This is a genomic window from Heyndrickxia acidicola (assembly GCF_001636425.1).
GTDB lineage: Bacteria > Bacillota > Bacilli > Bacillales > Bacillaceae_C > Bacillus_AE > Bacillus_AE acidicola.
Genome location: NZ_KV440953.1, coordinates 3,322,035 through 3,345,913, shown reverse-complemented (window position 1 = coordinate 3,345,913; position 23,879 = coordinate 3,322,035). Strand labels below are relative to the sequence as shown.

The window sequence follows — 23,879 nt, the reverse complement described above, 5'->3', positions numbered from 1 at the left end:
AAGCGATTACGAAAGGTTGTTTGCTGTATGTCATTTAATTACTTAAATAATCCTTACGCTTCAAAACGAATGGCAACTATTTCAAGAAAAGGGATGGTAGCAACGGGACAGCCACTTGCAGCACAAGCAGGTCTCGATATTTTAAAGAAAGGTGGAAATGCGATCGACGCTGCAATAGCAACGGCTGCCTGCTTAACAGTTGTTGAGCCAACTGCCAATGGTATTGGCGGAGATGCATTTGCGCTTGTTTGGACAAAAGGAGAGCTTCACGGTTTAAATGCGAGCGGTCCAGCCCCAAAGGGTATATCCATTGAAGCAGTCAAAGAAAGAGGCTTCGAGGAAATGCCAAAACATGGACTTATTCCAGTAACAGTTCCCGGCGCTCCATCCGCTTGGGCTGCATTGTCAAAACGTTTCGGCAGGCTGCCGCTTTCAGAAGTGCTGAAACCGGCAATTGATTATGCTGAAAATGGTTACCCACTCTCTCCGATATTAGGGAAATATTGGGGATATGCCTATAAGATATTTAAAAGGAAATTTACAGGTGATGAATATAAAGGCTGGTTTGATACATTTGCTCCACAAGGGCGGGCACCTGAAATCGGTGAAATGTGGAGCTCAAAAAATCATGCCAGCACGCTTCGCTCGATTGGTGAAACAAATTCAGAAAGCTTTTACCGTGGAGAATTAGCCGAAAAAATCGGTAGCTACTCCAAACAGTATAATGGATTTTTGTCTGCAGATGACTTAGCTGAATATGCTCCTGAATGGGTCCAGCCTATTTCCGTTAATTATCGAGGTTATGATGTTTGGGAAATTCCGCCAAACGGTCAAGGGCTCGTGGCATTATTGGCCCTTAATACATTAAAAGGATTTGAATTCAATCAAAAAGAATCCGTTGAAACCTATCATAGACAAATTGAAGCTATGAAACTCGCATTTGCTGATGGCAAAAAATATATTACCGATCCGAGGGAAATGTCAGCTTCTGTTGAGGGTCTACTTTCTGAGGAATTTGCAAGTACACGCAGCCGCTTCATAGGAGAGGAAGCTATTCTTCCTGAACCAGGAACACCTCCAAAAGGGGGAACTGTTTACTTGGCAACGGCTGATGAAGAAGGCAATATGGTTTCTTATATTCAAAGCAACTATATGGGATTTGGGTCATGTATCGTAGTTCCCGGTACAGGAATTGCCTTGCAAAATCGCGGTGCTGACTTCTCATTAGATTCAACTCATGAAAATTCACTCAAGCCGGGCAAAAAGACATACCACACCATTATACCAGGCTTTTTAACCAAAGGTGGTGAGGCAGTCGGGCCATTTGGAGTGATGGGCGGATATATGCAGCCCCAAGGACATTTACAGGTTGTTATGAATACGATTGATTTCCATTTAAATCCACAAGCAGCATTAGACGCTCCAAGGTGGCAGTGGATTGAGGGCAAAAAAGTCCTGGTTGAGCATAGTTTTCCACAGCATATTGCCCAGGCGCTTGCATCAAAAGGCCATGACATTGAAGTCGCACTAGACTCAGGGGGTTTTGGACGCGGCCAGATCATTTGGCGTAATCCGATAACAGGCGTTCTCATGGGTGGAACGGAACAACGAACAGATGGGGCTGTTGCAGCATGGTAGATTCCTTTTAACAATAAAAAGATAATAGAATACTACTCTATGAGTATCCGAATAAGCATTAATCTATTATAAATTTTCATAATTTTATGCCCAAAGCGAAATTCAGCCCTAATTTAATAGCTAACTGTCTTAGTTAAACAAAGATAGTGCTTTTATTTAATTTAAAATGGAATGGGGGAGACTATTGTTTGGTTTAATTATCAGGCGTTTATTTCAGCTAGTGTTATTGCTCTTGGGAATTTCATTCTTAGTATTTATGAGTATGCATCTTGCCCCAGGCGACCCTGCTGCTATTATTGGAGGGCCTACCGCAACTAAATCGGATTTGGAGGCTATTCGGGCAAGTTTGGGTTTGAATGATCCTATACTTGTTCAATATTGGCATTATCTTGTTGGACTGCTTCATGGAAATTTAGGGTATTCCTTTCAAACAAAACAGTCTGTAGCGTCAGCTATTGCAATCCGTTTTCCGAATACTCTGAGTTTGGCAGTTGCCAGTATAATCGTTGCAGTTATTATCGGAGTAGGTGCAGGCATTATTTCTGCTATCAAACAAAATTCATGGTTTGACTTTTCAAGTACTGTCGTTTCTTTAGCAGGGATATCTATTCCAAGCTTCTGGCTTGGCACCCTTTTAATTCTATTGTTTGCTGTAACTCTAAAATGGCTTCCTGTTGGAGGGCTTGATTCTCCATTTGGGTCCATTGATTGGTTTAAACAAATAACACTCCCGGCCATTACATTGGGAACCGGCTCTGCAGCGATGATTGCAAGGATGAGCAGATCAACAATGCTCGAGGTTATTCGGGCAGATTATGTTCGCACTGCCCGTGCCAAAGGTGTAAAAGAAAAAGCGGTTATCGGCATTCATGCTCTCAGAAACGCCATGATCCCTGTTATTACTGTTATTGGTTTAAATTTTGGCGCCCTGTTAGGCGGAACGATTATAACTGAACAGGTATTTGCTGTAAATGGTGTTGGCAGATTAATGATTAATGCCATTTCATCAAGGGACTTTCCGATGGTTCAAGGATCCGTTCTTTTAGTTGCCACTATATTTGTAGTTGTTAACTTGGTTGTCGATATCATTTATACATTCGTTGATCCTAGAATCAGTTACGATTAATAGAAAGGAGGACTTATGGATGTCTGTAGAAACAACGACAGCAGGTGCTGTACAACCAACCGTCAGCAGTAAACAAAAAAAGAAAAATAATGGTTTCATATCTGTCTTGAAACGTTTAGTATCACATCGGCTTGCCGTTATCGGTCTTATAATTGTTATTGCGCAGGCATTGATGGCCATTTTCGCCCCATTGTTAACCCATTATGACCCAACACATCAAGATCTTGCGAATGCCCTGCTTCCGGCCGGTTCCCATGGTCACTGGCTTGGAACGGATAATTACGGGAGAGATGAGTGGGGCCGAATTGTTTTTGGGGCAAGGATCTCATTGGTTGTCGGGATTGTCTCCGTTGTCTTTGGTTTAATTGGCGGCATCACTTTAGGTTTACTCTCCGGTTATTATAAGAAACTTGACGGAATTATTATGAGAATAGTAGATTTAATGTTTGCTTTTCCCGGAATTCTGCTGGCCATGTTAATCATTGCGATTTTAGGGACAAGCTTAATGAATGTTATTATCGCAATTAGTATTTGGTCTGTTCCTTCTTGTGCAAGAATCGTAAGGGGAAGCGTATTATCCGTAAAAAAACAAGAGTACGTAATGGCGATGAAATCCCTTGGCGCCAGTGACGCCCGAATTATTACCAAACATATTTTACCGAATTGCATGGCGCCTATAATTGTTGATGCAACAATGAGAATGTCAACGGCCATTCTCTCAACAGCGTCGCTCAGCTTCCTAGGGCTGGGGGCCCAGCCTCCAACGCCAGAGTGGGGAGCGATGATCTCTGAAGGACAAGCATACATGTGGCAAGCCCCTCACTTGACAGTGATTCCAGGTATCGCCATCATGCTGGTTGTTTTTGGTTTCAATGTTTTGGGAGATGGATTGCGTGATGCTCTTGATCCTAGCATGAAGATTAATAATTAAATCTATTAAAATTCTTTTAGGGGGAAGAAAAATGAGAAATAAATGGCTTCTTGGTACTTTGTCAGCAATTACTATTTCGTCAATGGCTCTAGCAGGATGCAGCAGCAGTACTTCATCAAGTGCAAGTGGAAATACCAATTCTGCAAGCACTGTCCCGCAAGAAATTACCTATGCTACGACAACTGATGCGGTGGGACTTTCTCCTATCCAAACCAATGATAATGCTTCCGCACATGTCATAGACCAGGTTTATGAAACATTATTTAAACGCAACCCGCAAACAATGGCAATTGAACCGGATTTAGCTGTATCTTATACAAATCCGGACCCATTAACATGGATAATCAAGCTTAGAAAAGGAGTTAAATTCCAGGATGGGACTCCATTTAACGCTGACGCTGTAAAATACGATTTTGATAAATTCAGAGATCCAAAGACGGCTGCACCTCGTGCATCACTATTGGCTTCAATTGATACCGTTACCGTACAGGATCCTTATACGGTGGTCATTAAAACAAAAAAACCTTACGGTGCCCTATTAGCCGCATTGTCCCATGATAATGCTTCCATTGTAAGCCCAAAAGCAGATAAAGCAGGAAATTTAAACAAACAACCGGTAGGAACAGGACCATTTAAATTTGTTGAATGGGTACCAGGAGATCACATCACCTTAGCAGCCAATAAAGACTATTGGGGAGGTACTCCAAAACTGCAAAAAGTAACGTTTAAAGTAGTTCCGGATGTTAATACGGAAGTATCTATGCTTCAAAGTGGACAAGTACAATTCATTGATAATCTAGCAGCAGAAACTCTTCCAAGGCTCCAATCAATGAGCAATGTAAGCATTACTAAAAAAGACGGAACACCTATGTATTACTTTGGTTTTAATATGGATAAGGCCCCAATGAATAATTTAAAATTCCGCCAGGCCGCTGCCTATGCAATCGATCGTTCTGCTTATGTTAAACAACTTGGTGGCCTTGGAATCCAATCCAATAGTATAATCGGTCCAAAAGTATTCGGTTATGATCCATCTGCTGAAAAAGAAGGATATAACTTCGATCCGGCAAAGGCAAAACAATTGCTTAAAGAAAGCGGCTATAACGGCGCTCCGCTAAAAATGCTGGTTGCAAACACACCTGGATATGTAAAAATGGCACAAATTGTTCAGGCTCAGTTAAAACAGGTTGGTATTAATGCCCAAATTTCACTTCTTGAATGGGGAACCTTCCTGGATGTAAGCAAAAAGGGCGATTTTGATTTGACTTTCCTTGCTTGGACAAACAGCACTGCAGACGGAAGTGAGCTTCTGTATCCAAACCTTGACTCTAAAAATATTAATGCAAGCAATGTAGTTCGTTACAATAATCCGGCATTTGATAAGCTGGTAGAAGCATCCCGCGAAACAGTTGACCAAAATCAGCGCAAGACACTATTGGATGAAGCAAATAAAATGGCGATTAACGATGCACCGATGATTGTTATGAACCACGCAATGGTATCAGCTGCAGTTGATAAATCTGTAAAAGGCTTTAAACTCGATCCTACAGGTCAATGGTTCTTAAATAACGTTACTAGAGAGTAGGGTTTATATGGCACAAAAATTATTGCAGGTAGAAAACCTCGTTACAAAATTTAAGACGGCTGATGGGAAACTTTCAGCCGTCCGCGGGGTTTCCTTTTCAGTAGATCGGAAGGAAACATTATGTATTGTCGGTGAGTCAGGCTGCGGCAAAAGTATTACGTCGCTCACCATTATGGGACTTCTTCCAAGCAATGGTGAAATTGCCGAAGGCAGTATTAATTTTGAAGGAACCGAGCTGACTAACCTTAAAAAAGAAGAACTTAGAAAACTGCGCGGAAATAAAATGGCGATGATTTTTCAGGAGCCAATGACGGCTTTGAACCCTGTTTTTACTGTGGGGTACCAGCTTCGTGAATCGCTTATGATTCATAAAGGCCTATCGAAGAGTGAAGCCAACAAAGAGGGAATTGAGTTATTAAAACAGGTTGGAATCCCATATCCGGAAAAAAGAATGAAACAATATCCCCATGAACTTAGCGGCGGGATGCGGCAAAGGGTGATGATTGCCATTGCCCTGGCCTGCAAACCTTCACTTTTAATTGCCGATGAGCCAACAACAGCTTTAGATGTAACGATTCAAGCACAAATATTAGATCTCATAAAAGAATTAAAAGACCAGCTTGGTATGGGGGTTATTCTGGTTACACATGACATGGGTGTCGTAGCAGAGGTAGCGGATCGTGTTATGGTTATGTATGCGGGTGAAAAGGTCGAAGAAGCGGATGTTGAAACCATTTTTAACAACCCGCAGCACCCATATACAAGAGGGCTGCTTAAATCGGTACCTAACGTGGATGACAAAGAACATAATCTTGAACCTATTCCGGGTACATTACCCAATATGAATGAACAAATTAATGGCTGCCGCTTCCATCCGCGTTGTGAATTTGCAACCGACAAATGCCGGAGCCAAGAACCGAAGACGTTTGATTTAAACAATGGACATCTAGTAAAATGCTGGCTTCAGGAGGTGGCACAAGATGACGAAGTTGCTGCAGCAAAAGCCTCTGCTCCAACTGCGTAATATAAAAAAGTACTATCCTATTAAGGGCGGTATTTTGCAGCGGGTTCAAGGGCATGTCAAAGCGGTGGAAAATGTCACTGTCGATGTGTACGAAGGTGAGACTCTTGGTGTTGTTGGGGAATCCGGTTGTGGAAAGTCTACCTTCGGAAGAACCGTTCTCGGACTTGAATCTTTGACAGAGGGCTCCATTAATTTTAAAGGCCAGGAAATTGGCGGCTTGCCACACCGAAAGCTAAAAGCGTTGAAAAAGGAAATGCAGATGATTTTTCAGGATCCCTTTGCCTCGCTAAATCCGAAGCAATGCATTGGGCAAGCCATTGAAGAAGCATTTATTATTCATACAAACCTGCCGCACAATGAGCGTAAAGAAATAGTCATTCAACTGTTACAAGAGGTAGGATTAAAACCGGAACATTATGACCGCTATCCCCATGAATTTAGCGGCGGGCAAAGGCAGCGGATCGGAATTGCCAGGGCGATTGCCCTGAATCCTTCCCTAGTCGTTTGTGATGAAGCAGTATCTGCATTGGATGTCTCTGTTCAGGCTCAAGTAATTAAACTTTTAAAAGATATCCAAAACAAGCATAACTTAACTTATATGTTTATTTCCCATGATCTTGGTGTCGTACGCCATATCAGTGATCGGGTCCTGGTTATGTATCTGGGAAACACCGTTGAACTGGCACCAGTGGAGCAGTTATTTGATAATCCATTGCATCCATATACAAAAGCGTTATTGTCTGCAATCCCTCGTCCTGTACCAGGTGCTAAAAGGGAAAGAATCAGATTGCAAGGTGAAATGCCAAACCCGGCAAATCCGCCAAAGGGCTGCGCCTTCCATACAAGATGCCCAATTGCAACAGACCGGTGCAAAGAGGCACGCCCTGAATGGCGTGAAGTTGAGAACAACCATTTTGTAGCCTGTCATGAAGTTTAATTTTACTTTACAAAAAACAAAATGTATTGGAAGGCAACTCTCCCCTAAGGTTAGTTGCCTTCTTTTAAGAAGGGGAAATTTATGAATTCATCTAAAACAGCTGCAAATTTACTGGTAATATTACTAACTATGACTTCGGGGTGTGCGGATGCAATCAGCTTCCTTGCACTTGGACAAGTTTTAACAGCAGCTATGACCGGGAATACAGTTTTTCTTGGTTTGTCAATTGTACATGCAAATGGATTGAAACCATTAGGTTATGTGGTGGCACTATCCGGGTTTATTCTGGGCGTTGCCTTTGGAGCAATAATAGTAAGGAAAAAACGAAATGTCACTGGATTGAATCCTATCGTAACGGTCGCTCTTAGTGTTGAGTTAGCTGCATTTGTTTTATTTGGTCTTCTTATTTCTTTTGTAAATTCCCCTGACCAACTTTTATTAGTCATCATTCTTTCTTTCGGTATGGGTGTACAAGGCGTTGTGGCAAGAAGAATTGGCGTAAATGGTGTCCCGACAACTGTTATCACAAGTACGACTACCGGCCTCATCGAATCTTTAGTTTGGAATATCTATACACGTAATGCAAAAATGGTAAACAAGAACTTGAAGAGCCCATCTGCCCCATATAGCTCTATTTTTATTTGGGTGGCTGATATAGTTATTTATGGTGTCGGGGCTGCAATTTGTGGTGCGTTCGAATTGAAATGGAATTTACAGGCAATTTGGCTACCTGCTGCAATTATCTTTGCCGTGGTCCTATCATCTGTTTATTTTCAACTTCAAGTCCAGCAAAAAAATAGATTAAAATCTGAAAATACAATAAGTGGCTGAAGAATAGCATACAAATTCAGGTTTAATTAATTCTGCAAAGTAATCCCTTGAAAAGCGATGTCTAGGGTTTATTTTTTGGAGAAAAGGCTGCAAGAATGGTAAAGGCTGTGAACCTTTCTCAAAAATAAAAACCTCATTTAGATGCGTTACGGGGAACCGTACCATAAGTAAATAAAATTTTTTGAAAATTAAATTACTAAGTTAAAAAGAGGAAGGCAATTCACTAATTTTATTTGTGCTTGCCTCTCTCTTTTTTTACATGGTTATTATTATATCTGAGGTTCAAAAAGTATATTATTTGTAATTGTTTCTCTCTATTAAAAGATTCTTCGCTTTACCACTTAAAATCTTTCCATGGATAATAAATGTCCTGGGGGGAACCGTATCACAAGTACTTCTAGAGATACCATAGGAAGCATGCCAATGCGTTCGTAGTTTCCCTTTTATGACGGTTTCTTTTGTTTTTGGTCTAGATGATGACTAAAGAAAGTTAGCAGACTTGCACAGACTGCAACAACCCCACCGACCCAAGTTATATTCATTAAATTCTCTTGTTGGTATACAATTCCGCCTAATGCTGATCCAAATGCGATACCTACGTTGCTTGCTACTGGCATAAGTGAAGCAGCGAGTCCTGTCGCTTTTGGCTGATAAATTCTGGCAAGGTCTATTAAATAAAGCTGGGTAGATGTTGTTAAGAGGATGGCCATTAACGACATCAATCCAATGTTAGCCAGTCCTAAAATAAAATGATTTGTCGTCCAAAATAAACTTGTCAGAACAATTGCCTGCACGAGAAAAACAAACCGAAGGCGTCCGATAGCATTGTGGCTGGCAATTTTACCGGCGAGGATGTTGCTGAAAATCGAGATAAATCCGTATCCAAACAAAATCCAACTGATTAAATGATTTGGTGCTTCCATCTCCTTCAAGATCGGAACAAGATACGTGAAAATGGCATAAGTTGCGCCAAATCCGAGAGCAGGAATGAAAAAAGCCATCAAGATTCGTGGCTGGATCAATAAAGAAAACTGATCCCGCATCGAACTGCGTATTTGGCTGAGCTTATTAGGCAAAACGAAAAATGATGTCAAAAACGCCAATCCACCCAGGAAAGTAGTTAGCGCGAAAGTGGCATGCCAGCCGTAACTTTCGGCGATGACAGTGCCAATGGGGACTCCGACCACATTGGCAAGTGTGAAACCACCGAAAACAAATGATATCGCAAGTCCACGTTTTGAGATCGGCATGGTTTCACTTGCAACAATCATGGCTAGAGAGATTAAAACTCCTGTTACAATCGCCGTCATCATCCGAAGTGCAAGGAGCATGATGTAACTCGTCGAAATCACACACAAAGCATTCAGGATGATGAACAATCCTATCAAAAACAACATCCATTTGCGCTTTGGAAAATGACTTGTTGCTGACATCACGAGTGGTGTGGCAATGGCGAATGTAATCGCAAACGCAGAAACGAGTGTACCTGCTTTTGCATTTGTCATATGAAGACTTGAGGAAATATCGGTTAAGATCCCGACGATAACAAATTCGCTAGTCCCGAGAACAAATGTTAATAGGGTAAGTGTTAAGATGAGTAACCAATGTCGTTTGGATAATTCTGTGGTGTGCATATATACCTCTTTTCTTAGATGAATATAAAATATAACACTTGGTAGATACACAATCTAATTATCATACCATAAAACATTTTTACGAGGAAAACCTCCGCTTATAAAAAAACATTTTCTCTAAAATTTAGTTAGTTACCCTTCATTATTTCTATTTATGGTTAGTAGTAAATCGTTGGGTCTAAATTTTTTCTTATTTCTTCTTTAATATTGGGGAACTTCCGGTTTTATGATAAGTCAAGTCGACGTAATAATGGAAACGGTCTGTGACCAATCTTTTAATTATCTTTGCTTTACCAATGAATCTTCGTATAAGTTCAAATAGATGGATTTAATATGTGTATTGATTATGTACTTTTAGACACAAGATATTTTACAGCCATTTACGATACGGACGAAGTAGAGGAAGTTGGGCTTTTTATAGATCTTACAAATGGGAGACAAAGAAGAAGGGCAGGAGTCGATGGAGAAAGTGAACTCTATTATAAGCAAAACTAGCCTAATAATTGTTTATCAGGAAGTAATAGTGAAGCAGAAATAAGAACATATATTAACCTCTAAGTTGTAAATAAAAGATTTTAACCTCATTTAGATTAGTGACGGTGAACCGTACCATATGTAATAAGTTTTTTGGGGGTGAATTTATTTGAAATATGAATTTTTCTAGCACTATTCATAAATATGTGGAGTGCAGTTGCACTAATCATAATAGAAATAATTTAGAGGTGGCCTCAATATATAAAAAAATCTCCCTGCTTTGCAGAGAGATTTTTTATCATTGTTCGGTCTTGCTTTTTAGTTCAATATGGTTACATTTACATGTTTTACTCCAAAATTAAGAGCAGCTTGTTCAGTAGGAATAAAGACATCAATTCGATTTCCTTTAATAGCTCCGCCAGTATCTGCGGCAGTTGCTTCACCATAGCCCGGTACATAAACTTTACTGCCGAGCGGTATGACAGATGGGTCAACGGCGATGACCTTTTCATTCGGGTTTGCTTTAATGTTAATTCCTGTAGCCGTAGTGCCGGAACATCCAGCACATGAAGCAGTATATGCTGTAGCTTTCACTGTAACAACCCTTGAGCTTGGAATTGTTGTTGAGGCAGCTTCTACCTTAGTTGCTGAAGCAGTTGGTGCATTCGTATCTTTGTTCATAGTATATTGAGCAGTTGTTAATCCGCCAAAAATGTCAAGGTTTAATCCAGGATGGATGAGATCGCTAGTAAGTTTGTTCCATTTCATCAGTTCTGAAACGCTCACATGATAATTTCTAGCAATTCCCCATAATGTGTCACCATGTTTAACGGTATACTGTTTTTGTTGGTGTAATGAATTAGGTGAAATCGTTAGGGATCTTCCAGGGTGAATGAGGTCGGTGTTAAGATGATTCCACTCTTTAATATTTTTAACAGTTGTCTTATGTAAGCGTGATAATCCCCAAAGGGTATCGCCTCTTTTTACTGTAATAGTTGCGGCTTGTACATTAGCACTTACAGTTCCTGAGAGTACAGCAACTGCTATAATCATTATAATTTTTTTAAGCATTCTTTTACCCTCCATGTTCCTTAATTGCTAAGTTTTCCTAATGGTAACATAAAATTTTCTGAGAAAAAGAACAGGGGGATGTTAATTTGTTAACATAAATGGTATTAATGTTGCAATATTACTTCTTGGTTTCGAAAAAATCAGACGAATGACATTTCTAAAGCTCCGTTTCAAACAAAAAGCCCATAACTATGCCTTTTATGTGCCCTTTTTTATTTATTACACTCATGTTACGGAATAAGGAAATACAAGCCATTGATTTCCAATAATTACTACTGATTTTTATAATAGTTTCTATTAGATACGTTACGGTGATCCTTATCATAAGTAAATGATGGTTTTTACATTTACTAAGGTAAAAGAAATTTTTCTTTTTGCAAAGACATTATAATTGACATACCATTACCACTTTTACAGATTTAGCCGTATTGGCTAACAAAAAGGAGAAGTACTCAAGGCATTTTCTGATGTCAGGTACTTCTCCTTTTTTATTAAGGCTCTTTTCGTAAACTTTGTTGCTATTGGACACAAAACTATCATTTTAAATATATGTTCAGCATTAAAACTTGTGAAGTGCTTACGAAAAGATGCCACGAAGACAGACAACACACGTAATAATCCTTTGTGCGTAAGGCAACAATCTATGCGAAAACAGTCTTTATTTATTTTCATTTTCAGGAAACCTTCAGAAAACACTCAAGTTTGTTTCAGCTTGGAGGTTTATCCTAAACAATAGTAATTATAAAAAATCTTATTATTCTATGATCGGAAAAAGCGAAGCAAAGACATGGAATGTAGTAAAGGTTAAAAGGTAGAGGAGGAATGGATATCCGCTTTATATCGTTAGGGATGATGTTTATAAGTAAAAGCCTGAACCAAAAAAAATATACAGATGATTTGGTGATGACATTATGGTCGCAGAACAACCTACTTTAAAGCAAATGATTGTTGCATATGCGAGAGGATTTAACTAATTCGTTCCTTTCCTGCCTTGAAGAAAATGTAAAATATGAACGGATAGAAAAACTTAGTTCAAAAAATACAGTACTCCAAAAATATATAAATCTGAGTTAGCAAAAATGGCAGGACGGTTATATGGCTGCCAAAAGAAAGGAATGTAATAAAATGGAGAATACAAATATCTCACATAAATCAGAGCCATTACAGACGAGTGAAGGTTCATTTGTTCGGATCAGACCTTTGGCTCCGTCATGGGAAAAGCCGGTGCTGTTAACCTTATTGGTGTTGACCGCAGTCGCTTATATATGGGGGCTAGGCCAATCGGGTTGGGCCAATTCATTTTACAGTGCCGCTGTTCAGGCGGGAACGAAGAGCTGGAAGGCGTTCTTCTTCGGTTCTATTGATGCATCAAACTTTATTACAGTAGATAAGCCTCCTGCTTCTTTGTGGATTATGGAGCTGTCGGCTCGAATTTTCGGCTTTAGTTCCTGGAGCATGCTTATTCCGGAAGCACTTATGGGTGTTGCTTGTGTATGGGTCTTATACATGACAATCCGCTGCTGGTTTAGCGCCAGTGCAGCACTTATTGCGGGTGCGGTGCTTGCTGTGACACCAGTGGCAGCGCTCATGTTTCGTTTTAATAACCCTGATGCGCTTTTGATTCTTTTGCTTACGGGGAGTGCCTATTTCTTTACTCGGGCACTTGAGGAAGGCAAGACAAAGTGGCTCGTGTGGGCATCTGTCCTCATTGGTTTTGGATTTTTGACCAAGATGCTGGCCGCATTCTTTGTCATCCCGGTGTTTGTAGTGGTCTATCTGTTGTTTGCACCAGTATCGGTAAGCCGGCGTGTACTGCAAATGGTGATCAGTGCGATTTCTGTAGTGGTATCGGCAGGCTGGTGGGTGGCAATTGTCCAGCTTATCCCGGCTGCAAATCGTCCGTATATCGGCAGTTCCCAGAAAAACAGCATTCTTGATTTAATCTTTGGATACAATGGTTTGGGCAGGCTTACAGGGAATGAATCCGGCATGAGCGGCCAAAAAGGTGCCATGGGAGCACCGAGTGGAGCCATGGGAACACCAAACGGCGGCATGGAACACCATGCTGGCGGTATGGGCGGGAATTTCGGAGGCAGTACCGGGCTCACAAGGCTGTTGAACTCCGAAATGGGCGGTCAGATTTCTTGGCTGATTCCCGGTGTACTGATTCTTTTGGTTGCTGCTGTTTGGCTTGTACGCCGTCACTGGAGAAGTGATCGCACAGTTCCTGCTCTGCTTTTGTGGGCTGGTACGTTCTTTGTCACCGGTGTTGTGTTCAGCTTTGGCCAAGGTACCATTCATCCGTACTATACGATTGCACTGGCTCCTTCAATCGGTGCCATCATCGGTATTGGTGTCGAAGTTCTCTGGAGTCGACGTGAGCAATTGGCAGCACGTTTGGGCTTAGGAGCTGCAATTTTCGTAACGGTGGTTTGGTCTTTTGTTTTACTCGATCGCACACCAACATGGACCCCATGGCTGCGTGTAGCAATCGTGATAATCGGCGGGGTGGCAGCCATTTCGATCACTGTTGGACCACGGATTGGCCAACGTATCATGCTTTATGGTGCCGCAGCCGGGTTGGCAGCAAGTCTGGCAGGTCCCTTTGCGTACACAATAGAGACAATTTCTACTCCACATACCGGTTCGATGCCTTCTGCGGGACCTGCAACAAGTGGCGGTGGTTTCCCTGGCAGCTTTGTGGGCGGTAAAATGCCGTCAGGATTCAATGTAGCGAAGTCATCTAATACGAAGTTCGGGAATCCTGGTTTTGGAGGAGGTCAAATGCCGCCTGGGAACAATTCAAGCAATCCGTCCATCGGGCAATCCGTCAGCAAGAGCGCTGACAATTTTAAAGGGAATAGCCCTGACAACGTCAAACAGGGTGGTTTTGGAGAGGCAGACGAAACACCTGGCAGCGCAATTGTGAAATTGCTGCAGCAGAATGCCTCGAAATATACCTGGGTTGCTGCGACGGTAGGTTCACAGTCTTCTGCTCCATATCAGCTTGCAACAGGTGAACCAATCATGGACATCGGCGGCTTTACTGGGAGTGACCCAACACCAACACTTGTCCAGTTTAAAAAATACGTGAGTGAAGGAAAGATTCATTATTTTATTAGCATGGGCAGAGGCTTTGATAAAATGGGCGGCAGCTCTGCAAGTGGAAAAAATGATGGAAGTATTTCCGGAGCTAATTTCCAAAATGGCCCAATGGGTGGAGGATCTAATTCAGCCATCTCCACGTGGGTTCAAAACAGCTTTAAATCAACCACAGTGGATGGAGTCACTGTCTATGATTTGACACAGCCAAAATAAACCTCAATATAACTAAATTAGGTAATATTTAATAGATAGTAAAAACACTTAAAGCTGTCTAAAAAATCATTTTAAATATGATCTTTTAGACAGTTTTTTCTATCTAATAAATGAGGATTTCTAACTCTAACACTACTCGGTTTCCAGCCTGGCAGCATAAAAATCGTTTTAAAAATTAGAGAAACGCTTGCAGCTAACTCCAGCGTAATAAGCTTGCAGATGAGCAAGACATTTGCGCTTTTTCTTGTATATGCATACGGTTACTTCTTACAGAAACAATAAACAATAGACGCTAATTGTTAACCTAAACAAAAAATAAGTTGACATATTTTAAATCTCTTTATTATGATAGACGTAAATAATACATATTGGTTATTAGGAGAATTAAAATGAAAATTAGAGAAATTACTTTTGTAGCAGTGTTCGCGGCTGTCATGGGCGCGCTTGGATTGGTACCGCCTATCACGCTTTCTTTTACACCTGTTCCTATTACATTACAAACACTAGGCGTCCTTCTTGCTGGGGGAGTATTGGGAGCAAGATTAGGGGCGATGAGCCAGACAATCTTTTTATTACTAGTAGCTGCTGGAATGCCTCTTTTATCTGGAGGACGAGGCGGTCTAAGTGTATTTGTCGGACCAAGCGTTGGTTATTTAATTTCGTGGCCTATTACTGCTTTCTGTATTGGGTATCTACTATCACGTTTTCAAGCTTTAAAAATACAACATGTTTTATTGATTAATCTAACAGTTGGAATCCTATTAGTCTATTTAATCGGAATTCCTGTCCAAGCATTTATGATGAAAATCCCTGTTTTAAATGCTGTAAAGTTAAGTTTAATTTATATCCCAGGGGACATCTTAAAAGCCATACTAGCTTCTATTTTAGTCTTCAGATTAAGAAAACACCCAGTTATTTCACGTTCATTTGCAGCAGTTTATACTAAACACATCTAAATTTTAAGAGGCACCTAGATGTGTCTCTTTTTAATAGAGGAGATTTTATGGGAAATATTACAGGAATGTATAAGACTTTTGCTAAAGTATGCCCCGACAAAATCGCAATTCAAACGAATCATCAACAAATTAGTTATCAAAAATGGGATGAATTAATCAACCAAACCGCAAACTGGCTGCATTCTCTCCGTTCAGAAAATAAAACAATTGGAATCCTTTTGCCAAACGACATCCCTTTTCTGCAGTTCTTTGCAGGAGCCTCTAGGGCAGGCTGGATTGCTGTTCCATATGATTTAAAATGGAAAATAAACGAATTAGAAAAAAGGGTGATGCTTTCTCAGCCTTCGATTATTATCTCAACTAGAGAAATTCACTCTCAAATCCAACAAAGGATTCCTAATGTCATGATTTTGGAAGATAGTTTAAAGGAAATGTCTCAGTTCAATCCTGCAACTGTAGTGGAAACGGAAGAAAATCTGCCTTTTTACATTGGATTTACTTCTGGTACGACGGGAAAGCCAAAAGCGTTTGTTCGCTCACAAGATTCATGGGTGGCGAGCTTTAATTGCAGCCGTTTTGATTTTGAATTAGATGAATCCGAGCAGGCTCTTATTTTGGGTGCCTTATTTCATTCTCATTTTTTGTATGGAGCCATAAGTACTTTGTATTTAGGTGGAACCGTATTTCTTTTAGAAAAATTCTCTCCTATTGAAGCAATATCGTCGATCACAATGTTTCCAGTTACAACGGTCTATGTCGTTCCGACCATGGTAGAAGCACTCCTGAAACAAGAAGTCCAAGTTGATAAGTCCATAAAAATAATTTCAAGTGGTGCTAAATGGTCAGAAAGGTCAAAAATAAAAATCCGAATTATGTTTCCGAATATGACCATGTATGAGTTTTATGGGGCTAGTGAATTGAGCTTCATTACTGTACTCTCTGACAGAGATGGCATTAAGAAAGCTGTAACAGTCGGAAAGCCGTGCCATGGTGTAGAGGTTCAAATACGCCGTTCAAATCAGGAATTAGCCCAGCAAAATGAGACCGGAAAAATATATGTAAGAAGCAAATTAATGATAAATGGATACTTTGACCGCCATGAAAGGGCCATCCATCCTATTCAAGATAATGAGGGGTGGGCTACAGTCCATGATATGGGCTATTTTGATGAAGATGGGTTTTTGTATATTGTTGGCCGTGAACAAAATATGATCTTATATGGAGGAATAAATATTTTCCCTGAGGAAATAGAAAATGTGCTCTCCTTGCATCCAGATGTCGAGGAAGTTGCTGTGATAGGTTTATTCGATTCATATTGGGGTCAGATTGTGACTGCGGCAGTGAAGGGAAAGGCCAGTCAATTAGAGTTAAAAAGGTATTGTAAAATGCATTTATCTTCTTATAAAATCCCTCGTAAGTGGTTTTTTCTAAATGAAATGCCCTATACGACGAGCGGCAAGATAGCACGTGCTGAACTAATCAATCAAATAGAAAGTGAGGTGGCCAGTGATTAAAAGAGCGGTAATTGTCAAAGCGAAACGAACACCCGTTGGAAAAAAGGGGGGAATCTTACGTGACTTTCCTCCACATGAGCTTGCAGCTCCTCTCCTCCAACAATTAGCAAATGGATTGGAAGAAAAGATAGATGACGTCATTTTAGGAAATGTAGTTGGACCAGGGGGAAATGTAGCTCGAGTTGCTGCATTAGAAGCAGAACTTCCTCTTTCTGTAACGGGAATGACAATTGACCGTCAATGCAGTGCAGGGTTAGAAGCCATCAGAATGGCGTGTTACTACATACAAGGCGGAGCAGGCGCTTGTTATATTGCTGGTGGAGTAGAAAGCACGAGTACCTCGCCATTTCCGTCTAGAGCAAGATTCTCTCCTGAAAAAATGGGAGACCCGGATATGGGTGTTGCAGCAGAATATGTAGCTGAAAAGTATGCAATTTCAAAGAAAATGCAGGATGAATACTCTCTATTAAGTTATAAACGCAGCTGGGAAGCTTATGAAAAAGGATATTTAAGTCAGGAAATGATTCCGATAGGGGAATTCCGCCAAGATGAAGAATTTTCTAGGAAAAGAAGGATGGAGGTTCTTTTAAATAGAGCGAAACCAATATTTAAAAAGAATGGGACCGTTACCGCAGCGAACAGCTGCGGCATTCATGATGGGGCCGCGGCTGTCCTTATTATGGAAGAAAACATGGCACTAAAACATGGATTACAGCCCATTTTAAGATTTTTGGATAGTGAAGTCGCAGGTTTATCTCCTCATTATCCAGGAGCAGCGCCTATTCCGGCTATTCAAGCTTTATTAAAAAGAAACCTCCTAACGATTGCGGACATTGACCTCTTTGAAATAAATGAAGCTTTCTCTTCCAAAATGGTCGCCTGTACAAAAGAACTTTCTATTCCTTATGAAAAGGTAAATGTATGTGGAGGAGCTTTAACGCTGGGACATCCTTATGGAGCTTCAGGAAGTATCATGGTTGCGAGGCTTTTTTATGAAGTACAAAGACGAAAGAATTTAAAATATGTACTGGCCGCAATTGGAAGTGGAGGAGGAATAGGAGTAGCGGTTCTATTCGAGGTAATATAAGTCCTTTAACAAAGCCATTCACACAAAAAACCCGAGTTCATGACCCGGGTTTTTGTGAATTATTTAATTCCCTTCATAAACTTCTGCATTTTTGGTGAAAGTGCAAAAAGAATAAGGGATAGTACAATGGATGCTATACCAATGACAGCAAAGTAAGACATTTCATTTTGTGGTGTGTAGAACCTAACAAGCTGAGCATTCAGTGCCTGTGCTGCAGCGTCTGTTAGGAACCATAGACTTAGCATTTGAGCTGAGAAAGCTGCAGGTGCCAATTTGGTTGTTGCAGATAGTCCCACAGGTGATAAAGACAGCTCACCAATTGCACATAGGAAGTAACTAAGCACAAGCCATAATGGGTTTACAAGTGCATGGGAACCGCCAATTAAAGCTGGAACTAAAATAACAATGAATGATAAACCTGCTAGTAATAGTCCGTAAGAGAATTTTTGAGTATATGTCGGCTGCCTTTTGCCTAGCTTTACCCAAATCGCACCAATAATTGGCGCGAATACTATAATAAATAATGGATTTAAAGACTGGAACCATGCTGGCGAAATATGCATACCGGCAAAGTTTAATTGAGTCTTTTGGTCAGCAAAGTCTGCCAGGATGGTTGAACCTTGCTCTTCAATAGACCAGAACAAAACAGCTCCAAGGAAAAGCGGAATATAGGCAATTAAGCGAGAGCGCTCTTCTTTTGTCACTTTCGGGTTGCGGTACATAAAGATGAAATAAATGATCGGAATAACAAATCCTAAAATACCTACAATGTTAATAAAGGAATCGATCGTTAAGTTTCCAGTTGAAACAAGTGCGATAATTAATACGGCGAGAATAACAACTCCAATGCCGATTTGAGTGAAAGCTTTTTTCTTTTCTTCCGGTTTCATTGGGTTTGTTACAAATGAACCAGCAAGACCCAGATTCTTTTTCTTTGTTAAGAAGTAAACCACTAATGCAAGGAACATACCGATTGCAGCCAATCCGAACCCTAAGTGGAAATTGTATTTCATTCCGATTGTTCCTACAACCAACGGAGCAACGAATGCTCCAAGGTTAACACCCATATAGAAGATACTGAAGCCGGCATCGCGACGAGCATCATTAATATCGTACATTTCTCCTAGAACGGTTGAAATATTTGGTTTTAGCAATCCTGTACCCACTACGATTAAAATCATTGAAACGAAAAACATGGAGATGTTTCCAGGAACGGCTAATGCCAGGTGGCCAAACATAATTAATATTCCGCCGTAGAATACGGATTTTGTAGCACCTGTGAGTCGGTCAGATATCCAGCCTCCGATGATTCCTGACATGTATACGAGCGCGCCGTATACGGATGCAATGGATAGTGCTGTCTGCTGATCGAAGCCTAAGCCGCCTTTTGAAACGGAATAATACATATAGTAGACCAGGATAGCCTTCATACCATAGTAAGAAAAGCGCTCCCAGAATTCTGTGAAGAATAAAGTGAATAAACCTTTAGGATGGCCAAAAAAACCTTTTTGAGGAACACTATCCACAATTTTCTGTCTATTTATCGACGTTTGTGGCGTGCTTTGCGGAATTTTCTGTTTATTTGCAGTTGACGACATATTCATACCTCCTTGTATATTAAAATAATATTTTAATAGTCGAATTTTGTCAATAACTATTGAAAATTAGAAGAATTTACTTTAATTACACTCTATATTTTCTGATATTTTCGATATTTGGGATAGCTCTTATTTGTTTTTTTGATATAATAATTCTTTTTTGTATAAGCAAAGTACTGCTACTATGTTTTTTTATGATGAATATTGACCGTTTGCTCTAAGAATGATTGATTCTAGCACTTTAGTTGGATTCAACTGGCTTTTTTAATATACATTCCTCCATGAGAGAGAAATCAAATATGTTATTCTTAAAAACTTTGAAAACCGAAATATTAAGCGCTTACATCTTAGGGGATGGGCGTATTCCTTGAGAAAAAAACTTTTTTGAGTATCCAGAAATAGAGGCGGGAGAGTACCTTTAGGCATGGTGAAGCGGGATAAAGGGGAAGTCTTTTAGAAAGAAGAAAAGGCTGAAAAATAGGAGATACTCTCTCATTTTTCAGCCCGGAAAATGATCATTCATTCAGCATGGGATGCAGGCTGCTGCCGAAACATTCATTACATCTTTCCAATAAAAATAAAGGAGTCTATATCCTTTGAATCGGCTGCCCCATCTAATATTTTCCGTACATCATTTAGGGTATCCTTTAGATCGACTGATTCTCCTTTTTTTCCTGTAAACTCCTCTGCAATATAAAATGGCTGGGTGAGGTAGGCTTCTAGTCGTTCTCCCCGATTATACGTTTCTAATTCAGACGAAGGAATTCCGTTTAATCCTTTAACATTCACTATTGAGCGCAGCTCTCTATATCGGCGTAATAGTTTTTGGGCTCTTTGTTGAATCACTAAGTGGTTTTGGTCTAGGTGCGCACCTTCTAATACAGAAGATGTAGAAAAAATGGGGTTAATGGCAGGATATTTATGGCGTACTGCCAGGTCAGCATCGAAGTACAGGGCTGTTTCGAGCGGCCCATAAGGAAGGTCTTCGTCCACACTTGTTCCTTTTAAATCAAGAAGGAAGGTCGTAACCGTTTGGATATTTACATTTTGAAACTGTTCCTGCAGTTTAAAAATATCTCCCGTAAGAACATGAGAGCGATCGGCTGTAAAGATGACATCGTTTTTAGTGCCAAGGGAAACGGTTTGTTCGTAGGCTTCTTCGATAGAGTCAACCACCACATCGGCAAAGTCAATAATATCGTTAATTTCCGGATGATTTTCCTCTGGCTTTAACAAAATAATCGAATATCCTTCTTTTTTAAGCCTATAAAACAATTCACCAAGGACTACAAGCTGCCCCAATCCAGGCCGGGCGATTAAACCGACTGTTCCGCCTTTTGCAATGGGTGAGAACAAATCTAACGTTTTTATTTTTGTTTCAATCATCTCAACCGAATCCCCCTTAAGAATTAATTCATCTAAACTGCATTGAGCTAATGAAGCCAAGGCCACTAAAGTACGCACCTCTGAGCGTCCTACTGGGATTTTTCCAGTACATAAATTAGACACTGTTGCAGGACGTAAACCAATCGACTTAGCTGCAGTAGTAAGGTTTGGAACCCTCCTGCGAAGAAGTGATACATTTAATCTTAAATTTTCCAATATTTACACCTCCTGATTATATAGTAAAATTAATTACGCTAAAAAGCAATAATAAATTACTTTGAAAAGTAATTATTTTTAGAATCTTATCTTCTGTTTTTAAATATAGGCTTTGTTAAAGGACTTTGTTTTTTTCTTTACTGTAAAATGGGCTAAAAAACGAGCAGTAAAAAGAGCCTAAATAAAAAAATGCCGCATTCCTAATTCTTAAATAGTGGATTCGGCATCTTTTGTACATTTGTCCAGGGTTGCCAATGATTTTTATTTTATATCATTGGGCCTGGCAGTTGCACAGTAGTTTATCTTGAAATTAAGCTTCATTTTGTATATAGCTGATTGATTGAACAGATTTCTTTTTTAATTCCAGTTTCCGGTACAAAAGTGCAAGAAGCATTGATGGTATGGTACAAACAATCATCCCTAAAAAGGCGTATCTTGGTTCGATTTGGTATAAGTAGCCGCCGAAAATTGTAAATACCGCCGTGCTCCAGCTAAGTGCCAGGGCTGAATAGATACCTTGTGCTTTTGGGATTTGTGCGTGCGGAATATTTCGAATTAAATATTTCATAAACGCATAATGGCCCATCGCAAAGGAAAATGCATGCAGGGTTTGTGCAAGGCAAAAAACAATAACATTTGGGAATGCAAAGACTAAAATCCAACGCACTGATGAACCCAGTGCTGCCAGTGCCAGCAAGGCACCTGCTGAATATTTATGAAATTTTTTATCTGCAATGGAAAAGAAAATGATTTCTGCCATTACAGCAATATTGATAATCACACCAATTAAGTATTTAGGTGCATGGATTGCCTGTAAAAAAATATAGCCATAGTTGTAATAGGAGGCATGTGCTGCTTGCAATAAAATAACAATGATCAGCACCAAACCAAAGTGCTTAATGCGAAATAAAGCCAGCAATCCGCCTTTTTGGATTTGGGTGGCTGCAGGCTTTTCTGATAAAACATCGGGCGCCCGCATAAATGTAAGACAGACAAATACCAGTGTGGCCAGTAACAGCCCCCATAAAATCAATGTGTCTTCAAAAGCTCCTGTAAATGCGGTTAATATCATCCCGGATGCAACAAACCCGATGGATCCCCACAAGCGGCTTTTTCCATAATGTCTTAACTGATTACTTTGGACAAGGACACCCGCTGCACTATCTAAGGCAGGCATCAGTGTTGGATAAAAAAAGTGTAAAAGGATGGTGGCGGCAAGTAAGCTGGAAAAGGAGCCTGCCGGAATACAACAAGCAATGGCAATAAGTGTTCCGATTGCCGCAACCTTTAATAAGGTTTTACTGCTGAATTTTCCTGATAATACAGGAAAGGCAACTAAAGTAGAAAGACCTCTTGCAGTAAGGCCTAAGCTCATAATTAAACTCGCTTGTTCCACCGTGATGCCTTTTACATGAATCATCCATCCTGTCCAATAAGGCAGAAAGATTCCCCACGTCATATAAAAGCTGAAAAATCGACTGCTCATCCAGCGTTGTGTGTTCATTTTGTTTCCCCTCCATGTTTAGCATGATACCATGGGGATATAGACAATAATAGGAGATATCTCATATTTTGAGGTGAATGATGGATATTTATAAAAATGAAAAAAGGCAGTGTTTTTTGGAGAAAAACTCTATAGAGCATTTGTTTTCCTTCCCGATTAAGGAATTTATTGAAGTGCACGAGTATAAGCGTGATGAATGGATCATTCGAGAGGGCATGCGCCCAAATTTTTTATTTTATGTCGTCGAAGGAAAAGCGAAAATTTATGTGACCCATCAAAATGGGAAGGTTTCCCTTATAAATTTTATTAACACGAAGGATTATATTGGGGAAATGGAATTATTAAATGAGGTTTATTATACAAAAGGGATTCAAACATCTGCTAAAACGATTTGCTTTGCTATTCCTTTTAATCGCTGTCGCGAAAAAATGCTGGAAGACCCGAAATTCCTGCGGGAACTGACCAAATTTTTAAGTGAAAAGGCTACACAAATTGCTGCAAAATATACGCAAAGCCTTGCCTTTCCACTTGAAAATCGGCTCGCGGATTTTATTCTTCAGACGGCAGATGAAAGGATCTATAAGGAAAAGCATGTAACGGTTTGTGATTTTTTAGGCGTTTCCTACCGCCACCTATTGCATGTATTTGCTCAATTTTGCGATAAGGGATATTTGAAAAAGGAAGGACGCTATTATCTCATTCAGCAATATGACAAACTAAATGAACTTGCTTTAATGTTGAGAAATAGTTGACTTACGAAGAAGCTCTCTCTGATGATGGAAGGGCATTTTCAATGATTCTTATTTAACTGCTTCACAAATGCAAGTAGAATACTTTGGGTGACTAGGTAAATGCAAAAGGAATAAAAAATATTAAAGCCATTTTTATAGGTAAAAACGTGCAAGGATGTTAATACCTTTTCATATAAGATAGCCAGAAGAGAGCAGATGATGATGTACATTGCCGTTCCATTTTCTTTTAAATGTAAGAGTTGATAGCCATAGACAAAAAAATAAGCAAATGGCGGATAAAGAAAATAAACAAAACTA

At 40.0% G+C, this 23,879-nt stretch carries 18 protein-coding genes; 13 read left to right on the top strand and 5 right to left on the bottom strand.

Going from position 1 to position 23,879, the window contains the following annotated elements; translation table 11 throughout:
* Positions 1 to 27 precede the first annotated feature (27 nt).
* From A5N88_RS15530 to A5N88_RS15500, 7 genes are all read left to right on the top strand, one after another.
* Positions 28 to 1,638 (top strand): gamma-glutamyltransferase family protein, encoded by a 1,611-nt coding sequence (locus A5N88_RS15530; protein WP_066267693.1) that lies wholly within the window; start codon positions 28 to 30, stop codon positions 1,636 to 1,638.
* A 184-nt stretch (positions 1,639 to 1,822) separates the two neighbouring features.
* Positions 1,823 to 2,764: an ABC transporter permease gene (locus tag A5N88_RS15525; RefSeq protein WP_157090695.1), complete on the top strand. Its 942-nt coding sequence runs from the start codon at positions 1,823 to 1,825 to the stop codon at positions 2,762 to 2,764.
* A 19-nt stretch (positions 2,765 to 2,783) separates the two neighbouring features.
* A complete protein-coding gene (locus A5N88_RS15520) occupies positions 2,784 to 3,695 on the top strand; it encodes an ABC transporter permease (RefSeq protein WP_066267689.1) in 912 nt (303 codons plus the stop codon).
* Between the two features lie 31 nt (positions 3,696 to 3,726).
* Positions 3,727 to 5,280 carry a glutathione ABC transporter substrate-binding protein gene (locus A5N88_RS15515; RefSeq protein WP_066267688.1) on the top strand — a complete coding sequence of 518 codons (1,554 nt, stop codon included), beginning with the start codon at positions 3,727 to 3,729 and terminating at the stop codon, positions 5,278 to 5,280.
* Positions 5,281 to 5,287: 7 nt separating this feature from the next.
* Complete coding sequence (locus tag A5N88_RS15510) at positions 5,288 to 6,304, top strand: ABC transporter ATP-binding protein (RefSeq protein WP_066267687.1); 1,017 nt, start codon at positions 5,288 to 5,290, stop codon at positions 6,302 to 6,304.
* Positions 6,261 to 7,241, top strand: a complete 981-nt coding sequence (locus A5N88_RS15505; RefSeq protein WP_066267684.1) for an ABC transporter ATP-binding protein — start codon at positions 6,261 to 6,263, stop codon at positions 7,239 to 7,241. The genes A5N88_RS15510 and A5N88_RS15505 overlap by 44 nt, the downstream gene beginning before the upstream one ends.
* Before the next feature lie 81 nt (positions 7,242 to 7,322).
* Positions 7,323 to 8,072: a YoaK family protein gene (locus A5N88_RS15500; RefSeq protein ID WP_066267682.1), complete on the top strand. Its 750-nt coding sequence runs from the start codon at positions 7,323 to 7,325 to the stop codon at positions 8,070 to 8,072.
* Between the two features lie 443 nt (positions 8,073 to 8,515).
* Here the strand turns inward: A5N88_RS15500 and A5N88_RS15495 are convergent, their stop codons facing one another.
* Positions 8,516 to 9,706, bottom strand: a complete 1,191-nt coding sequence (locus tag A5N88_RS15495) for an MFS transporter (protein ID WP_066267680.1) — start codon at positions 9,704 to 9,706, stop codon at positions 8,516 to 8,518.
* Between the two features lie 333 nt (positions 9,707 to 10,039).
* On the opposite strand from A5N88_RS15495, the gene A5N88_RS25000 reads away from it, so the two are divergent.
* Positions 10,040 to 10,201 (top strand): hypothetical protein, encoded by a 162-nt coding sequence (locus A5N88_RS25000; protein ID WP_157090694.1) that lies wholly within the window; start codon positions 10,040 to 10,042, stop codon positions 10,199 to 10,201.
* Positions 10,202 to 10,498: 297 nt separating this feature from the next.
* Here the strand turns inward: A5N88_RS25000 and A5N88_RS15490 are convergent, their stop codons facing one another.
* Complete coding sequence (locus A5N88_RS15490) at positions 10,499 to 11,251, bottom strand: LysM peptidoglycan-binding and 3D domain-containing protein (protein ID WP_066267677.1); 753 nt, start codon at positions 11,249 to 11,251, stop codon at positions 10,499 to 10,501.
* A 1,125-nt stretch (positions 11,252 to 12,376) separates the two neighbouring features.
* Between A5N88_RS15490 and A5N88_RS15485 the strand changes: the two genes are divergently transcribed.
* The 4 genes from A5N88_RS15485 to A5N88_RS15470 all read left to right on the top strand — a co-directional run bounded on the left by A5N88_RS15485 (position 12,377) and on the right by A5N88_RS15470 (position 18,126).
* Entirely contained in the window at positions 12,377 to 14,569 is a 2,193-nt protein-coding gene (locus A5N88_RS15485; RefSeq protein ID WP_198160299.1) for a glycosyltransferase family 39 protein, read from the top strand.
* 389 nt (positions 14,570 to 14,958) lie between these two features.
* Positions 14,959 to 15,525 (top strand): biotin transporter BioY, encoded by a 567-nt coding sequence (locus A5N88_RS15480; RefSeq protein ID WP_066267674.1) that lies wholly within the window; start codon positions 14,959 to 14,961, stop codon positions 15,523 to 15,525.
* Positions 15,526 to 15,572: 47 nt separating this feature from the next.
* A complete protein-coding gene (locus A5N88_RS15475) occupies positions 15,573 to 17,039 on the top strand; it encodes an AMP-binding protein (protein WP_066267672.1) in 1,467 nt (488 codons plus the stop codon).
* Positions 17,035 to 18,126, top strand: coding sequence for an acetyl-CoA C-acyltransferase (locus A5N88_RS15470; RefSeq protein ID WP_066270593.1), 1,092 nt, complete (start codon positions 17,035 to 17,037; stop codon positions 18,124 to 18,126). The genes A5N88_RS15475 and A5N88_RS15470 overlap by 5 nt, the downstream gene beginning before the upstream one ends.
* 59 nt (positions 18,127 to 18,185) lie before the next feature.
* Here the strand turns inward: A5N88_RS15470 and A5N88_RS15465 are convergent, their stop codons facing one another.
* From A5N88_RS15465 to A5N88_RS15455, 3 genes are all read right to left on the bottom strand, one after another.
* Complete coding sequence (locus tag A5N88_RS15465; RefSeq protein ID WP_066267670.1) at positions 18,186 to 19,724, bottom strand: peptide MFS transporter; 1,539 nt, start codon at positions 19,722 to 19,724, stop codon at positions 18,186 to 18,188.
* A gap of 558 nt (positions 19,725 to 20,282) precedes the next feature.
* Positions 20,283 to 21,326: a P-loop NTPase family protein gene (locus tag A5N88_RS15460; protein WP_066267667.1), complete on the bottom strand. Its 1,044-nt coding sequence runs from the start codon at positions 21,324 to 21,326 to the stop codon at positions 20,283 to 20,285.
* Positions 21,327 to 21,636: 310 nt separating this feature from the next.
* Complete coding sequence (locus A5N88_RS15455; RefSeq protein WP_066267664.1) at positions 21,637 to 22,830, bottom strand: MFS transporter; 1,194 nt, start codon at positions 22,828 to 22,830, stop codon at positions 21,637 to 21,639.
* An 80-nt stretch (positions 22,831 to 22,910) separates the two neighbouring features.
* Here A5N88_RS15455 and yeiL point away from each other — a divergent pair, with 80 nt between their 5' ends.
* Entirely contained in the window at positions 22,911 to 23,582 is a 672-nt protein-coding gene (gene yeiL / locus A5N88_RS15450) for a transcriptional regulator YeiL (RefSeq protein WP_066270592.1), read from the top strand.
* Positions 23,583 to 23,879 lie beyond the last annotated feature (297 nt).

Bases quoted from the DNA above. Each gene is read 5' to 3' on its own strand.
- A5N88_RS15510 (WP_066267687.1), top strand. From the start codon at position 5,288: ATGGCACAAAAATTATTGCAGGTAGAAAACCTCGTTACAAAATTTAAG.
- A5N88_RS15500 (WP_066267682.1), top strand. From the start codon at position 7,323: ATGAATTCATCTAAAACAGCTGCAAATTTACTGGTAATATTACTAACT.
- A5N88_RS15515 (WP_066267688.1), top strand. From the start codon at position 3,727: ATGAGAAATAAATGGCTTCTTGGTACTTTGTCAGCAATTACTATTTCG.
- A5N88_RS15455 (WP_066267664.1), bottom strand. From the start codon at position 22,830: ATGAACACACAACGCTGGATGAGCAGTCGATTTTTCAGCTTTTATATG.
- A5N88_RS15495 (WP_066267680.1), bottom strand. From the start codon at position 9,706: ATGCACACCACAGAATTATCCAAACGACATTGGTTACTCATCTTAACA.
- A5N88_RS15475 (WP_066267672.1), top strand. From the start codon at position 15,573: ATGGGAAATATTACAGGAATGTATAAGACTTTTGCTAAAGTATGCCCC.
- A5N88_RS15465 (WP_066267670.1), bottom strand. From the start codon at position 19,724: ATGTCGTCAACTGCAAATAAACAGAAAATTCCGCAAAGCACGCCACAA.
- A5N88_RS25000 (WP_157090694.1), top strand. From the start codon at position 10,040: ATGTGTATTGATTATGTACTTTTAGACACAAGATATTTTACAGCCATT.
- A5N88_RS15520 (WP_066267689.1), top strand. From the start codon at position 2,784: ATGTCTGTAGAAACAACGACAGCAGGTGCTGTACAACCAACCGTCAGC.
- yeiL (WP_066270592.1), top strand. From the start codon at position 22,911: ATGGATATTTATAAAAATGAAAAAAGGCAGTGTTTTTTGGAGAAAAAC.
- A5N88_RS15480 (WP_066267674.1), top strand. From the start codon at position 14,959: ATGAAAATTAGAGAAATTACTTTTGTAGCAGTGTTCGCGGCTGTCATG.
- A5N88_RS15485 (WP_198160299.1), top strand. From the start codon at position 12,377: ATGGAGAATACAAATATCTCACATAAATCAGAGCCATTACAGACGAGT.
- A5N88_RS15505 (WP_066267684.1), top strand. From the start codon at position 6,261: ATGACGAAGTTGCTGCAGCAAAAGCCTCTGCTCCAACTGCGTAATATA.
- A5N88_RS15530 (WP_066267693.1), top strand. From the start codon at position 28: ATGTCATTTAATTACTTAAATAATCCTTACGCTTCAAAACGAATGGCA.
- A5N88_RS15490 (WP_066267677.1), bottom strand. From the start codon at position 11,251: ATGCTTAAAAAAATTATAATGATTATAGCAGTTGCTGTACTCTCAGGA.